Genomic DNA, 13502 nt, shown 5'->3' on the forward strand with positions numbered 1-13502 from the left:
GCGATCATCGCGGCCACCGTCACCTACTGGTGCAATTGAGTCCGGACCCTAGCCCAGGGAAGTGCGTTCGGCATTTCTCTATCAAGGGCAAGAGGCGGCGACCGCCATGTGGGGGCCGCCGCCTGCATCAACGCGATCTATGATCGGCGTCTGGTCGAGAAGCTTCTCAGTCCTCCTTGAACTGACAAGACTTCTTCAGCATCGGGTTCTTGATGTTGTCGCCCGCCCATTCGAGGAAGAAGTCGAATTCCCGAAGCGCGGTCGAGCCCAGCATGCCCATATGCGTATGCCCGTTGAGTTTGCCCTTGAAGCGCGGGTCTTCGACATTGAGCGCCAGAGCCGGACCGACCTTGCGGGTCTTGCTGGCGTTCATCGCGTCCACGGCCGCATAATTGATCTGCCGCGTCGCGAGCGGGCGATAGTCGCCGTTCACCAGGAGGAACGGGATGGTGTCGAAGTCCTTTCCTTTGAGGCCGGACGCCTCGAGGTTGGTTCCGGCGCCCTCGGGGATGATGATGCCCTTGATCAGGTCCAGCTTGCCGCGTTCTTTCAAGACGCGAACCATGTGGAACACGGAGCTCGTCGACTGCGAGTGCGGCGAGACGATGCCGCCGCCGAGACCCTCAAGAAGGTCGGCCAAGGCGTTCGGCAGCCAGGTGTCGATCGCGTTCAGGGTCTGCGGATTGCACTTTTCGCAAAAGGAGCCCGGAAGCGTGACTTCGCCGTTCGGCACCAGCTGCTTGTAGTATTCAAGCGCCAGATACTTGTTGTTCTTCGGGTTTGGGGCCGGCCCGATCGCTCCCTCGCGCGTCACGATGTTCGGGTCGGCGGAGTTCTTCACCGGCGGGATCGGGAACGCCGGAAGGTAGTCGCCATGCTTCTCCGACGGCTCGTTGGGGTCCTCGGCCGCGTCCGGATCGCCCGGGTCGCTGTGGCGGATCAACTTACCCGTCGTGATGTCTGAGCCGGCCGGGATGAGGTGGCCGAACCACGTCGTCCAGGCGCCGTTGTCGGTGATGCGCCCGAAGCTCGACGGGATCATGTTCCAGTCGCCCTTGCCCTTGGCTTCGAGGAGCACCGACTGGTCAAATCCCGACCGGCCGCGTCCGGGCTGGTCGACGATGAAGGTCGCGAGGTTGTTGCGTACGGCGTAGGAGTACCAGCCTTCCTTGCCGTCCGGCGTGGCGTCCAGCGCGGCGCCCGTGTGGGTCGATCCGTGGATCATGATCAGCGGCCATTTCCTGCGCTCCACGGGGATCTGGAACTGCACATAGGATTGGCCGATGGTGATCTGCTGCGGCGGGCCCGCGGTCGACGACGACGCATAGTTCGTCACCTTCGGCACGCCGCCGACGAAGAATGCGCCCTGGTCGCAGACCTCCAGCGGCGCCGACGTGTAACGCTTCTCCAAGGGATTTTCCCAAGCGAACGCCAGGGGCGCCGAGGCGCCCAGCAACAGAGCGGCAGAAAAAGGCACGGTGATTTCTTGGCGCTTCCAGAATGGCCGACTGGTTGCAGCTTTCATTGTTTTTCTCCCTAGCTTTTCATCAAGTTTTTTCTTGGCGAACTGCACAACTGCTGAACGAGCGGACGAGCCGCGTCCGGTCCTGCGACTTCGTCGAGGATCGGACGCATGGATGGCCGCACGTTCAGGATGCTCACGCGCTTACGCGGAAATGCCCGGCGATCCGGATCTGCCGGAGGCCCGGTCGCCGGCCCTCAAGTTTGCCAGCGGCCCGATCGACGTCTCGGCGCTCAGCGAATCGGAATCGGCGTTCAGCGAACGGGCGTCGCGTGCTGGGCTGCCGAACCGGGGCGGAGAAACGTCGGAGCGGAGTTTGACGAGATCGACGGCGACCATCGCGCTACGCGGCGCGGTCGAAAAGAGCTGGAAGGTGTGGCAGGCGAGCGAGCGACCGCTCGCCTGCCCGCCAGAGCATGCTCTGGCGGGCGCCGACGACCTGACTGCTACACAGTCTCTCCAATCCGACTATGCGTCATTTATTGGCGCTCTTCGTTGCGGTCGGCCAGCAACCCGGCTGTTGTTATCGGTTCAGTGCCTGTCCAGCTTCTTTTTCTCCAACCAGTCCGAAAGAAGGTCGGCGATCTTGTAGTTGTTGTCGAGCATCGGCCAATGCGTGTTTCCGCGAATGCCTATTTCGCGGAGGTTCAGGATCTCCGCATCGCCGCCGTGGCGATTGATCGCTTTGGCGAAAAGCTTCGCCACGAGCACGTTGCGGCGCCGGCTGTCCAATGTCAGCCGTGGCCCAACGTTGATCGGATTGAGCTTTTCCGGAATGTAGTCGCCCCAAATGATCTGTATGGGACACTCAGCTGACACCGAGAATGTCCGCTCCACGGCCGAGCAACTGTCTTCCGCTTCCTGGACCGAAGGAGCTGGAGAACTCGAACTCAGCGGATTTCGCACCTCCACGCGCTCGTTTGTCGAAAACTGCGTCCAGCGGACCCGGCGACGCATGCGCGTACGGCGCATTGCTTCGGGCGGAACGCAAGATCGGATTGGATTCCCGAAAGGCGCATCGCATAACAAAATCATTGCCTGCCAGCCGTCCTGTGCTCGCAGCCATGGCGTGAACGCCGGTTTCCCAAGTCGGATTGACGGATGGTGAAAGCCTCCAACGACGACTTCGCGTGGCAGCAGCTGTTTGCCGCGCTCGACAGCTCGGATACGGCGCTGCAGGCGCAGATTCGGCGATCGCTGGTGACGGCGATCGAGGGCCGCTACCTCTCGCCAGGGGCGCGGCTGCCGTCGAGCCGAAGGCTTTCCGAGATATTGAATGTGGCGCGCAACACCGTGGTGTTCGCCTACGAACGGCTCGTGGACGAGGGTTATCTCGTCAGCCACGAGCGCAGCGGCGTGTTCGTTGCGGCCGAAGGCGTGATTGGCGACAGAAGCGCGCCGTCCGCGGAAGGCGCGCTCGATTGGCCCTCGCGTTTCGCGGTCAGGCCCTCCACGCTCCAGCACATCGTCAAGCCGAGGAACTGGCAATCCTTTCCATACCCATTTCTGTTCGGCCAGTTCGACCCGGCGCTGTTCCCGACCGCGAGCTGGCGCGAGAGCGCGGCCGCGGCCTCAAGCGTCTCCAGCATCAACGACTGGGCCGGCGATTTGATCGACGAGGACGACCCTGAACTCCTGACCCAGCTCCGCGCGCAGGTGCTGCCGCGCCGCGGCGTCTGGGCCGCGGAGGACGAGGCGATGATCACCATCGGGGCGCAGCAGGCGCTTTATCTCGTCACCAGGCTGCTGGTCGGCTCGGGCGACCGGGTCGCGGTCGAGGATCCCGGCTATCCGGACACTCGCAACATGGTGGCGCTCGCTGGCGGCGTGGCCCGCCCGATGCCGGTCGACGCCCTCGGGGTCGATCCCGGCGTGGATTTCGACGGCTGCCGGATAGCGTTCGTGACGCCCGGCCACCAATGCCCGACGACCGCGGTGATGCCGCTCCGCCGCCGGCGCGCGCTGCTCGCGGCGGCGCGGCGGCGCGACGTCATAGTGGTCGAGGACGACTACGACGCGGATCTTACCGCCGACAGCTCGCGCGTGCCGCCGCTCAAGAGCCTCGATACCGACGGGCGCGTCATCTATGTCGGCAGCCTTTCCAAAGCGGTCGCGCCGGGCCTTCGGCTCGGCTACCTCGTGGCGCCGGCCCCGGTCATCAGCGAGCTCAGGGTGCTGAGGCGCGTCATGCTGCGGCATCCGCCGAGCAACAACCAGCGCGCCATGGCGACGTTCGTCGCGCTTGGCCATTATCGCGGGCATCTCGCGCGGCTCGCGGCGACGCTCGACGAGCGGTCTGCGATCATCGACGCCGAACTTACGACCGCGCTGCCGGGCTTCTCGCTCGGCCGAGGCGCTGGCTCATCGAGTTTCTGGATTTCCGGACCGCCGGGCTTCGACGCCCGCTCCGCGGCCATCCGCGCGCAGGCCGCCGGCGTCCTGATCGAGCCTGGCGACGTGTTCTTCGCGAACCCGGAAGACGGCCGGTCCTATTTCCGCCTCGGCTTCTCCTCGATCCGCACCGACCGCATCCGCGAAGGCCTGGCCCGGCTCGGACGCGCGATCGCCTAGATCTTCCCCTTCCAGGGGGTGAGCGTCCGCTCAAGGAAGCGCATGCCGAACTCGAACAGGATCGCAAAGGCGCCGATCACCAGGATGCCCATGATCACGACGTCGGTGCGCAGGAAATTCGAGGCGTTCAGCACCATCTGCCCGAGGCCGGCGGACGCCGCCACCATCTCGGCCGCGACCAGCGTCGTCCAGCCGACGCCCATGCCGATCCTGAGGCCGACCAGGATGTCGGGCGTCGCGGCCGGCAGGATGACGTAGCGCAGCACCTGCCAGCGCGTCGCGCCGAGCGCGCGGGCGGCGTTGATCTGGTCGCTCGACGCCGACAGCACGCCCGAGCGGGCGGCGAGCGCGACCGGCGCGAAGCAGGCCAGGAAGATCAGCAGGATCTTGGACGTCTCGCCGATGCCGAACCAGATCACCATCAGCGGCAGATAGGCGAGCGGCGGCAGCGGCCGGTAGAATTCGATGATCGGGTCGAGGATGGCGCGCGCCACCCGGCTCACCCCCATGGCGAGCCCGACCGGGATGCCGGCCACCGCGGCGAGCGCGAAGGCGCCGACCACGCGCACGAGGCTCGCCCAGATTTGAGTGAGCAACGGGTTGCCGTCGAAGGCGCCGCTCCACGCGTCCTGGAACGCGGTGACGATCGCGCCGGGAGGCGGCAGGAACAGCGGCTTGATGAGGCCGGTCGAGGTCGTGACCGCCCAGAGAATCAGCAGAACCGTGACCGTCGCGACGCTCAGCGCCGGAAGTGAGCCGGCGCGGGGTCCGGCGGATCGTGAGCGCCGCCTGCGCGGCGGGGGCGGCGGCGACGGGATGGGCGCCGCGGCGTCCGTCTCGCGGATGGTTGCGTCCATCGTCACGCCTCCTCGAGTTCCGCAAGCGACTCGCGGCCGTGGACGCGGTCGAGCACGCGCTCGCGGACAGCGATGAAGTCGGGATCGGCGCGGAGCGCCCGCGGGTCCTCGCCGGCGACGAAGCGGCGCGAGAACGGCAGATCGATGGTCTCGACGATCCGGCCTGGCCGGGGGCTCATCACCACGAGCTTGGTCGCGAGGAATATCGCCTCCTCGACGTCGTGGGTGATGAAGAACGCCATCTTGCCAGTGCGCCGCCAGACGTTGAGGATCAGCTCCTGCATCTGGCCGCGCGTCAGGCTGTCGAGCGCGCCGAGCGGCTCATCCATCAGCAGGACGCGAGGGTCCATGGCGAGCGCGCGGGCGATGCCGACGCGCTGCTGCATGCCGCCGGACAGCTCGTAGATTTTCCTCGTCGCGAACTCCGCGAGGCCGACCTGATCGAGCATCTCGTGGGTCGCCTTCCGCTTCTCCGCGGCTGGAACGCCGCGCATCGTGAGGCCGAACGCGACGTTGTCCTCGACATTGAGCCACGGCATCAGCGCGTGTTTCTGGAACACAACGCCCCGGTCGGCGCCCGGTCCCAACACGGGCGCGCCGTCGAGCAGGATCTCGCCCTCGGTCGGCTCGATGAAGCCCGCAATGCAGGAGAGCAGCGTTGTCTTCCCGCAGCCCGACGCGCCGAGCGCCACCACGAACTCGCCGGCCCCAATCGTGAGGTCGACATGGGAGAGCGCGATGACGGCGCCGGGCCCCAGGCCATAATGCAGGCTGACGCCTCGAATCTCGAGCATGGACCTCTCCCTCGTCGGGTTGCGGATCAGGCGGAGCGGCGTTTCAGCGTCCGGCCTCCTTCACGAACTCCGGATTGACGAATTTGCCGTAATCCGGCGCGAGGCCGGGGACCTTGCCTTGTTCCTTGAGGAACTCGGCGGTTTGCTTGAGCGCGGTGGCGGCGCCGCCGCCGAGCCATTCGGCCGAGGCCTGCTGCTCGAGCGGAAGGAAACGGTAGGCGGCAAGACCCTGGGGCACCGACTTCGGGTCCGCGCCGGTCCACTTCGCGACCGCTTTCACCTCGTCGGAGTCCGGCGTCCACTTGGCCTTGTCGGTCTGGTAGCGCTTGTCGGCGTCCGCCAGCAGCTTCACGAGCTTGACCATGAAGTCTTTGTTGGCTTCGGCGAAGGCTCGGTCGACCACGACGCCGTCAAAGGTCGCGCGGCCCTCCTTGGCGATGTCGGCCGCCGAAGCGATCACCTTGCCGCTGGCCTTGGCCTTCGACAGCACCGGGTCCCAGATGAAGGTCGCGTCGATGTCGCCGCGCTCCCAGGCCGCGGCGACCTCGGGAGGGCGCATATTGAGCACCTTGACGTCGCTCGGCCCAAGGCCCGCCTGTTTCAGCGCGAACATCAGCTGGTAGTGCGTGGTCGACACAAAGGGCGTCGCGACCGTCTTGCCCTTGAGGCCCGCGATGTCGTTGACGCCGCTGTCGTTGCACGCTTTTCGGGTGCGGTGCGTGGTGGGTCGCGACGACGGTCGGCCGCGCAAGCGTCCGGTCGAGGAAAGCTCCTCGACGGAGGCGTACAGCGCGTCGTCAAGCGTCAGCGCTTGGCCGAGCTTGGCGACCCCGTCGAGCGCGCCGTCACCGGTGTGGAACCAAGGGCTGACACTGGTCGGGACGAGCGGTGTCCCTCGGGTAGGTGACGTCGACCGCGAGCCCGATGGGGGCAGCGTCTCCCGACAGAGCGTCCTTCCAGCGGGCGTTACGCGAAAGAATCGCGGAGCCGACGCGCGTCAAGCTGTGCGGAATCGTCCGGCGAGCGACGCCGCGACGACCGACTGGCGCGCTGGCTTGACCGGCGCGGGCCAGCCCCGGCTTCCTGGCGCCATCGGTTGGTTTCCCGCGACCCCTGAAAGCGGGGCGTCGCTCGCCGAGATGCCGCAGCGGTCGTCGCCGCCTTGCGCGGCTGCGCCATTTCGCGCCGAGCAGCGGCGACACGGCCTGCAATCCCCGGCCGAAGGCTTGGCGGTTCAGGGATTGCAGGAACGCCCTCCGAATACGTCCAACGCCCGCCCAACGTTGTAGAGTCGTCGGATAAATCCTGATCTGCGGAACTGGCTGGCCCCCAGCGCGATCCATAAGTATATGCAGATATTCAAGAAAAATCTGGAGCGGGCGAAGGGAATCGAACCCTCGTATGCAGCTTGGGAAGCTGCCGTTCTACCATTGAACTACGCCCGCGCGTCGGCGGAGAATAGGCGGACGCGCAGGGAGGCACAAGCGTCGCGCGAGCGCGAGGACTTGATCGGCTGCGCGACCGTGAAGCGTCGACGGCCGGGCGCGACGGGCGTAGACAGGCGGGCCTCCCGGTGAGGGGGCCCGGCGGCCCCGGAAGGACCATCATGACCGAAGCCCACGGTCCCGGCGAACAGCGTGGCGCTCCGGCCGTTCGATGGGCCGCGGGCGCGGCCGTCGCGGCGGGCCTGGCCTGCGCCGTCGCGGCCGCGGTCACGCTCTGGGCCTCGGAAGGCGCGCGGGTGTTCGCGGACGCCGCGCTCGCGGCGGTGATCGCCTGTTTCTGACGGAGTTCTGATCATGTCCCCACGTGCGGCCTTTCTCGCCGGCGCCCTGGTGTTTCTGGTCGGCGCCGCCGGCCTGACCGCGGCGGTCGTCCATTTCGGCGGCGCGGGAGGCGAGACGGCGCGCCAGGCTTCCGCTGTCGGCGGCCCCTTCAGCCTGGTCGACCAGGACGGCAAGCAGGTCACCGAGGCCGACGTGAAGGGCAAGCCGACGCTGGTGTTCTTCGGCTTCACCCGCTGCCCGGACGTCTGCCCCACGGCGCTCTACGAGATCACCCAGGCGCTCGCCGCCCTCGGACCGGACGCCGCCAAGGCGCAGGCGCTGTTCGTCACCGTCGATCCGGAGCGCGACACGCCGGACGCGTTGAAGGCCTATCTGTCGAGCTTTGCGCCGCAGATCCGCGGGCTGACCGGCAGCCCCGAGCAGGTCACGGCAATGGTCAAGGCCTATCGCGCCTACGCCAAGAAGCAGCCGACCAAGGACGGGGACTACACGATGGACCATACCGCCATCGTCTATCTTATGGACAGGAACGGCGCCTTCGTCGCGCCGCTCGACGTCAAGCGGCCGCCCGAGCAGATCGCGGCCGAAATCCGGCGCTACGTATAGGCCGTCACTTGAAGCACGGGGTCGCGCGGCGGCGGGACACACCATGCGCCGTCTTCTCCCAATGGGAGGTTTCGGCCCGCGCGATTTGCCAGAGCGCCCGCCACGCGGCGGCTCCGACCAGAAGCCAATAGAAGGGCAGCGTGACGAGGTCGGCCGCAAGGCTGGGTGGCCCCCGCCGGTCGACGCCCAGCCAGCCGCAGGCGAGCGCCGCCGAAAACCCAACGATCAGGTTGACGATGTGGAACCCAGTGACAGCGGCGTCGCCGAGGTCGCCGGTCGGCGAAAGCAGCACGCCCGAGAAGCCCTGCCAGAGGAACGTCGCCACCACCACGGGATAGGCGAGGGCGGTGAGCGCCACGCCGCCGACCAGCATCTGCGACACGACGAAGCCGAGCGGCCCGAGCCGCCGGGCGAGCCCGGCGGGGCGGCGGCCATGGACGGCCGCCGTGACCATGTAGCCCTTCATCCAGCGGGTGCGCTGCTTGAGCCAGGCCCAGGGCTTCGCCGGCGCCTCCTCCCAGGTGACCGAGGCGATGGTGCCGGTCTTCCAGCCGAAACGCGCGAGGCGGAGCCCCAAATCCGCATCCTCGGTGACGTTCGCCGCGTCCCACCCGCCGACGCTTCTCAGCGCGGCGACCCGGAAATGGTTCGAGGTCCCTCCGAGGGGGATCGGCAGGCCGAAGCGCGACAGAGCGGGCAGGACGACGTCGAACAAGGCGGCGTACTCGATGGCGAAATGCCGTGCGAGCCAGCCATCCGCGAAATTGTCGATTGCGAGCCTCGCCTGCAGGCAGGCGAGGTTCCGCGGCCCCCGGCGGAAGGCCGCGGCGGCCACGCGTAGCTGGTCGGGTTCGGGTCTGTCCTCGGCGTCGAACACGCAGAGCAGGTCTCCGCGGGCGGCCAGCAGTCCCGCGTTCAGGGCGCGCGGCTTGGTCTGCGGGCCGCCGGGCGGCAGGGTCAGGATCTCGACATTCGCCCGAGGCCGGGCGCGTCGGAGCGCCTCGATCGTCTCGACGTCGCCCTCTTCGGTCAGGATTTTCAGGTCGAGCTTGGCGCGGGGATAGTCGCGGCCTTCGGCAGCAAACGCACCAAGCTTTTGGGAAAGCCGCGCCGGGGGACTCGAACCCCCGGCCTTCGGCTTAGCAAGCCGCTGCTCTATCCAACTGAGCTAGGCGCGCTTCACTGAGATCGTCAACGCGCGACGCGATTTCAAGCGCTTAATCCATCAAGCCTGATTTGCATTGCCGCTTTTGAAACTGCAAAAAGTCGCGAGAGGTCTTCTACATTTCCATTGTATTTTTCATTATATTTTCTAACCAATCTCCAAGGCATCAAGATATCTGCCGCCATTTTGTTGGCCTGCACCTCAATGTAATTGCTCATATCGCTTCGATACATTGTATCGTCTGTAATATTACTGTCAATCAAGTCGCGATGCAAGATGAAGTGCGCAAGTTCGTGCGCCAATGTAAAGCGTTGACGGTTTGGATGTTCCGTACTGTTGATCAATATTTGAAAATTGGACGGCGGCGCACCAGTTCGCATGATCAACCCCGCGACACCTTCGCCTAGAGGCCTGAATTGGACCGGAATGCCTAGATCACGCGCAATAGCATCGAGGTTCACTGGCAAGGAGGCTTGATGGCGGGCGACGACCGCAAGCGGGCTTTCAGAGTGATCCATTTTTAGCCTTCCTCGCCCATTGCTTCCGCTACACCCTCAGGATCATTATCCTTGTTCTCGTTTTGGTCCGGCGATGTGGAGTCTAGTCCGAAAACTTCAAGAGCCGTACGGGCGGCTATAGGCTCCGCAACCTCGCGGGCAGCATCGCGGGCAGGGGAAACCGCTGCTTCGCGTGCCGCAGCGATCGCCTCCTCTTTGATGTTCGCGTATCCCCAAACGCCAGCGACCGCCAATCCAATTCCAAGAATTGTCACCATAATCGCCAAACCAGTTAACATTATAGAGATAAAATCTTTATAGTCAACGATTTGCGCCTGCTTTTCTACGGTAATAGGATTGCCAAATTGATCAAAGATCGTCGTATATCCAGACGCAAATAGCTTGTACGCTATGTATATATTTAACGCGAGCGTCACAAATACGGCGAGGTAGACGGCCACCTTGCCTGCAATGTGAGTTTTTTTGATCGCCATAGAGATCACCAACTGACGGTGATGTGCTCTGCGCCGACAGCCGTAAGGCACTGAAGCATAAACACGGCTGTAAACTTCCCGCGCGCGAGCTTGTTTCGAACGTTCGGCTCTGTCTCGCTCACTCCGATCGCCGCCAGCTTATCGACAAGCTGGGCGTAGCTGACGCCCCGGCGCTTTAGCTCAGCCTTCAAGAGACCCTTGGCGCGGGCCTCCCATTCTGCGTTGTCAGCCATGATGCATCCCGTGCGTTACGGACGCCATCATATGCGATGCTTTTGCCATTGACAACGATGTGGGTATGCCATCATATACGATGCATAAGCATCGGACGTGATGGCAATGGCTCAACACTTTCTCCTCTCGGCTCAGGCCCGCACCCTTTCTCTCCGGACCATCTACCAGGCCGGCGAGGACAAAGCCTATGAGACGTTCAAGGCGATCCGCTGGGCCGCTACGGGCGGCGATCCGGTTTGCCCGCGCTGCGGCTGCGTCGAGAGCTACGGCATCGCCACGCGCCGCAAGTTCAAATGCGTCGCCTGCCACCACCAGTTCAGCGTCACGAGCGGGACCATCTTCGCGTCCCGCAAGATGGCGTTCGTCGACCTTCTGGCCGCGATCTGCATCTTCACCAACGCCGTAAAGGGCATTTCCAGCCTGCAGATGGCCCGCGATCTCGACTGCCAGCAGAAGACGGCCTTCGTGCTCTGCCACAAGCTGCGCGAGGCGATGGCGGCTGAGGTCGAGGGCGAGACGCTGGACGACGTCGTGGAGATCGACGGAGCCTACTTCGGCGGTCACATCCGGCCCGCGAACCACGTTGATGATCGCGTTGACCGTCGCCTTGCGAAGCACAAGACCGGCACGCGCCGCGTCGTGGTGGCGCTCCGCGAGCGCGGTGGCCGCACGCTTCCCTTCGTCTGCCTCGCGGAGGGCGAGGGCGTCGAGATCGCAAAGCGCGTCGTGGACCGCCTCGCGGTCATTCACGCAGACGAAGCCTCGCACTGGGATGCGCTGCATGCCGGTTGGCAGACGAAGCGCATCAATCACTCGCAGGCCTACAGCGACGGTCTCGGCTGCACCAATCAGGCCGAAAGCTACTTCTCACGCCTGCGTCGGATGGTGACCGGCCAGCATCATGGCGTGTCGCCTCGCTACCTCGCCCAGTACGCCCACGAGGCGGCTTGGAAAGAGGATCACCGCCGCATGGACAATGGCGCGCTGGCGTTCCGCTCGCTCGGGCTTGGGCTCGCGCACGGCGTCAGCCGGGCATGGAAGGGGTACTGGCAGCGCCACGCGGGCTAAGCGCCCCGACCAAATTTCCCGTCCCATTTCTGAATTATCTTTTCGGTGATCGTCCAAATGTGGTCCATCCCCCACTTGCGGCCGAGCGCCACCATCATGAGAATCTGAACAGTTATAATGCTAATTGGCCCCGCCCATGTGGTCATGTCCTTAAACATGAACGCATCGAAGACCAGCATAAGGGCCATAAGCCAGACAAAACGCTCTTCTTTTTTGGAGTCCCTTTCTTCGACTAGCTCTTGCTGAACGGCTTCGAGTGCCTCCTCCAGTTTGGAGGGGATATCGTCGTCAAGCCGGAACAGCTCGGTTTTGTAATTTTTCCATTCTTCTGACGTACTCTGCTCTGATGTCGTCATCTGGTATCACGATACCGGTAATGTTGGGCCTATAATTCTGCGCCCAAGCGCCGTGCGGTTGGTGAGTGATGGCGACCAATCGCGCCGGCGTGGCCGAACTCAGATCGTTCAGCACAAACTCGATTGAGTCTCTTTCCGGAGAGCCAGAGTCGTAAATGGGCCCCGAGAATATGTTCGGAATCGAAGAGCCGCCATAGGCCTTCACTTTCCTGTAGAGCCGCGGCTCTACAGGCCCCAAATCCCATGCCTCGAACGGCCCTTCTGCCAATTTTTGGCCGTGTCTGCCAAGATGTACCATGTGAGAAAGATATAATAGTTTTTGGAGAGGGAGATTGCTCAAACTCCATCCTCTCAGTTCACAAATTGTCTTGGCGGCCCTCAGAGTATCTGCCATAGCCGAGACCCTCACATTTTAATTAACGCACGACTCTTAGCACATTTAATCATAATTCACAAAATATCCACTAGCCCGATTTCTTACGAGGCCCAAACTTTCAGACCCCTCCAATCCCCACATCACGACGCCCCGCACGCCCTTGCCCTGCGTCACGTACCCGCTCGCCTTCATGGCCCTGAGCGCCTTGCCGGGCGCTCCGCATACCGTAGGTAGTGCTGCGTATATCTATGCATCTCAGTAGCCGAGATGATCCCGGACCGCCGACCAAAGGCGGATAGGGAGGAAACCATGCGAGCCGCTCTGATCGCACTGTTCTTAATTGCCGTAGCCGCCCCTATCGCAACGTCTGCTTTTGCAGGGAATTGCGATACCGCTTCCGACCGCGCCAGCGACGGTTCGCGCTGTGGCGATAGGGCTGCCGACCGCCGCGACGGCGGACGATAATTTCTCCCCGCATGGCCTCGGTTATGCGGGGATCGCCCACACCCTCACGCCCTTCCGATAGCCCGCATCCCCGATCGTCCCGCGCTTGGCGTGCATGTTGAGCGCCTGAACGACCTTGTAGGCGATCGCCTTGCGCAGCTCGCGATCATCCGCAAACCCCTTGGCGTCCATCACGGCCTGCGCCAGCTCGCGCGTGTCGAGCGGTCCGCGCTCAGCCAAGGCGGCCCGGCATAGCGCCGTGATCTCCCCGCGCCGGAACAGCCGGTGGATATCCTGATAGACCCGCACTCCCTCAGGCGAGGCCGCAGCCTCGAATAGCTGAAGCGTGGCGTTGACGTGCTGGAGATCGCGGCGGGCGTCGGACAAACGGCGCTCATAGGCGACGATCGCGGCCTCTATGTCGTCGCGCTTGCGACGGAGGGTGTGGACGACGTTGGGCTCGGACATGGACCGAGTTTAGTGGGCGGAGGGCGTTGAGGCTCTAGGGATTGTGGTGCGCTTGCTACCTAAGGCCGGATAGTCGAGCCGGTCGAGCGCGTCGAGCAATGCGGGGGCGACCGTCGCCTCACGGTAAAGCGCGACCAGCACGGTGTAGACCGGCAGGTCGGCGTCCGGGAGCGGCGGTCCTGAGACGTCGCCGGGCTCGGCGGACGCCAGGCCTAGGGTCCGGACTCAATTGCACCAGTAGGTGACGGTGGCCGCGATGATCG

Annotated in this window: 15 protein-coding genes, 2 tRNA genes and 1 pseudogene; 4 read left to right on the forward strand and 14 right to left on the reverse strand. The window is 64.4% G+C overall.

Translation table 11 applies throughout. The features are described 5' to 3' along the window. Positions 1-166: 166 nt before the first annotated feature. Both EK403_RS21655 and EK403_RS21660 read right to left on the reverse strand, forming a co-directional pair. Positions 167-1573: an alpha/beta hydrolase family protein gene (locus EK403_RS21655; protein WP_128779531.1), complete on the reverse strand. Its 1407-nt coding sequence runs from the start codon at positions 1571-1573 to the stop codon at positions 167-169. A gap of 480 nt (positions 1574-2053) precedes the next feature. Further along, a complete protein-coding gene (locus tag EK403_RS21660; protein WP_128779532.1) occupies positions 2054-2479 on the reverse strand; it encodes an alpha/beta hydrolase family protein in 426 nt (141 codons plus the stop codon). A 144-nt stretch (positions 2480-2623) separates the two neighbouring features. Here EK403_RS21660 and EK403_RS21665 point away from each other — a divergent pair, with 144 nt between their 5' ends. Next, positions 2624-4093, forward strand: a complete 1470-nt coding sequence (locus EK403_RS21665) for an aminotransferase-like domain-containing protein (protein WP_128779533.1) — start codon at positions 2624-2626, stop codon at positions 4091-4093. Here the strand turns inward: EK403_RS21665 and EK403_RS21670 are convergent. From EK403_RS21670 to EK403_RS21685, 4 genes are all read right to left on the reverse strand, one after another. Next, positions 4090-4950: an ABC transporter permease subunit gene (locus EK403_RS21670; RefSeq protein WP_128779534.1), complete on the reverse strand. Its 861-nt coding sequence runs from the start codon at positions 4948-4950 to the stop codon at positions 4090-4092. The genes EK403_RS21665 and EK403_RS21670 overlap by 4 nt on opposite strands. A gap of 2 nt (positions 4951-4952) precedes the next feature. Continuing rightward, the gene (locus tag EK403_RS21675) at positions 4953-5744 is read right to left on the reverse strand and encodes a taurine ABC transporter ATP-binding protein (protein WP_128779535.1); all 792 of its coding nucleotides are present in this window, start codon (positions 5742-5744) and stop codon (positions 4953-4955) included. A gap of 43 nt (positions 5745-5787) precedes the next feature. Next, positions 5788-6495, reverse strand: coding sequence for a taurine ABC transporter substrate-binding protein (locus tag EK403_RS21680; RefSeq protein WP_245479845.1), 708 nt, complete (start codon positions 6493-6495; stop codon positions 5788-5790). A gap of 620 nt (positions 6496-7115) precedes the next feature. Next, a tRNA-Gly gene (locus tag EK403_RS21685) sits at positions 7116-7189 on the reverse strand. A gap of 161 nt (positions 7190-7350) precedes the next feature. Here EK403_RS21685 and EK403_RS21690 point away from each other — a divergent pair. Then, on the forward strand, positions 7351-7530 hold the full coding sequence (locus EK403_RS21690) for a hypothetical protein (protein ID WP_128779537.1): 180 nt from the start codon (positions 7351-7353) through the stop codon (positions 7528-7530). Positions 7531-7543: 13 nt separating this feature from the next. After that, complete coding sequence (locus EK403_RS21695; RefSeq protein ID WP_128779538.1) at positions 7544-8137, forward strand: SCO family protein; 594 nt, start codon at positions 7544-7546, stop codon at positions 8135-8137. A 4-nt stretch (positions 8138-8141) separates the two neighbouring features. Here EK403_RS21695 and EK403_RS21700 read toward each other — a convergent pair. The 5 genes and pseudogenes from EK403_RS21700 to EK403_RS21720 form a co-directional block, all read right to left on the reverse strand. After that, positions 8142-9188 (reverse strand): annotated as a pseudogene (locus tag EK403_RS21700) (glycosyltransferase family 2 protein); the annotation flags it as partial. Positions 9189-9240: 52 nt separating this feature from the next. Next, a tRNA-Ser gene (locus EK403_RS21705) sits at positions 9241-9315 on the reverse strand. Between the two features lie 31 nt (positions 9316-9346). Next, positions 9347-9820 (reverse strand): ImmA/IrrE family metallo-endopeptidase, encoded by a 474-nt coding sequence (locus EK403_RS21710; RefSeq protein ID WP_128779540.1) that lies wholly within the window; start codon positions 9818-9820, stop codon positions 9347-9349. Positions 9821-9822: 2 nt separating this feature from the next. After that, positions 9823-10293, reverse strand: a complete 471-nt coding sequence (locus tag EK403_RS21715; RefSeq protein ID WP_128779541.1) for a hypothetical protein — start codon at positions 10291-10293, stop codon at positions 9823-9825. Positions 10294-10298: 5 nt separating this feature from the next. After that, positions 10299-10526 (reverse strand): DUF6471 domain-containing protein, encoded by a 228-nt coding sequence (locus tag EK403_RS21720; RefSeq protein WP_128779542.1) that lies wholly within the window; start codon positions 10524-10526, stop codon positions 10299-10301. A 106-nt stretch (positions 10527-10632) separates the two neighbouring features. On the opposite strand from EK403_RS21720, the gene EK403_RS21725 reads away from it, so the two are divergent. Then, positions 10633-11595 (forward strand): IS1595 family transposase, encoded by a 963-nt coding sequence (locus EK403_RS21725; protein WP_128779543.1) that lies wholly within the window; start codon positions 10633-10635, stop codon positions 11593-11595. Here the strand turns inward: EK403_RS21725 and EK403_RS21730 are convergent. The 3 genes from EK403_RS21730 to EK403_RS21745 form a co-directional block, all read right to left on the reverse strand. Beyond that, entirely contained in the window at positions 11592-11951 is a 360-nt protein-coding gene (locus EK403_RS21730) for a hypothetical protein (protein WP_128779544.1), read from the reverse strand. The two genes, EK403_RS21725 and EK403_RS21730, sit on opposite strands and share 4 nt — an antisense overlap. Beyond that, a complete protein-coding gene (locus tag EK403_RS23845; RefSeq protein WP_128779545.1) occupies positions 11884-12345 on the reverse strand; it encodes a Panacea domain-containing protein in 462 nt (153 codons plus the stop codon). Before EK403_RS23845 ends, EK403_RS21730 begins: the two co-directional genes overlap by 68 nt. A gap of 468 nt (positions 12346-12813) precedes the next feature. Next, positions 12814-13239 carry a hypothetical protein gene (locus tag EK403_RS21745; RefSeq protein ID WP_128779547.1) on the reverse strand — a complete coding sequence of 142 codons (426 nt, stop codon included), beginning with the start codon at positions 13237-13239 and terminating at the stop codon, positions 12814-12816. Between the last annotated feature and the right edge of the window lie 263 nt (positions 13240-13502).

The organism is Hansschlegelia zhihuaiae (assembly GCF_004103825.1).
Classification (GTDB): Bacteria; Pseudomonadota; Alphaproteobacteria; order Rhizobiales; family Methylopilaceae; genus Methylopila; species Methylopila zhihuaiae.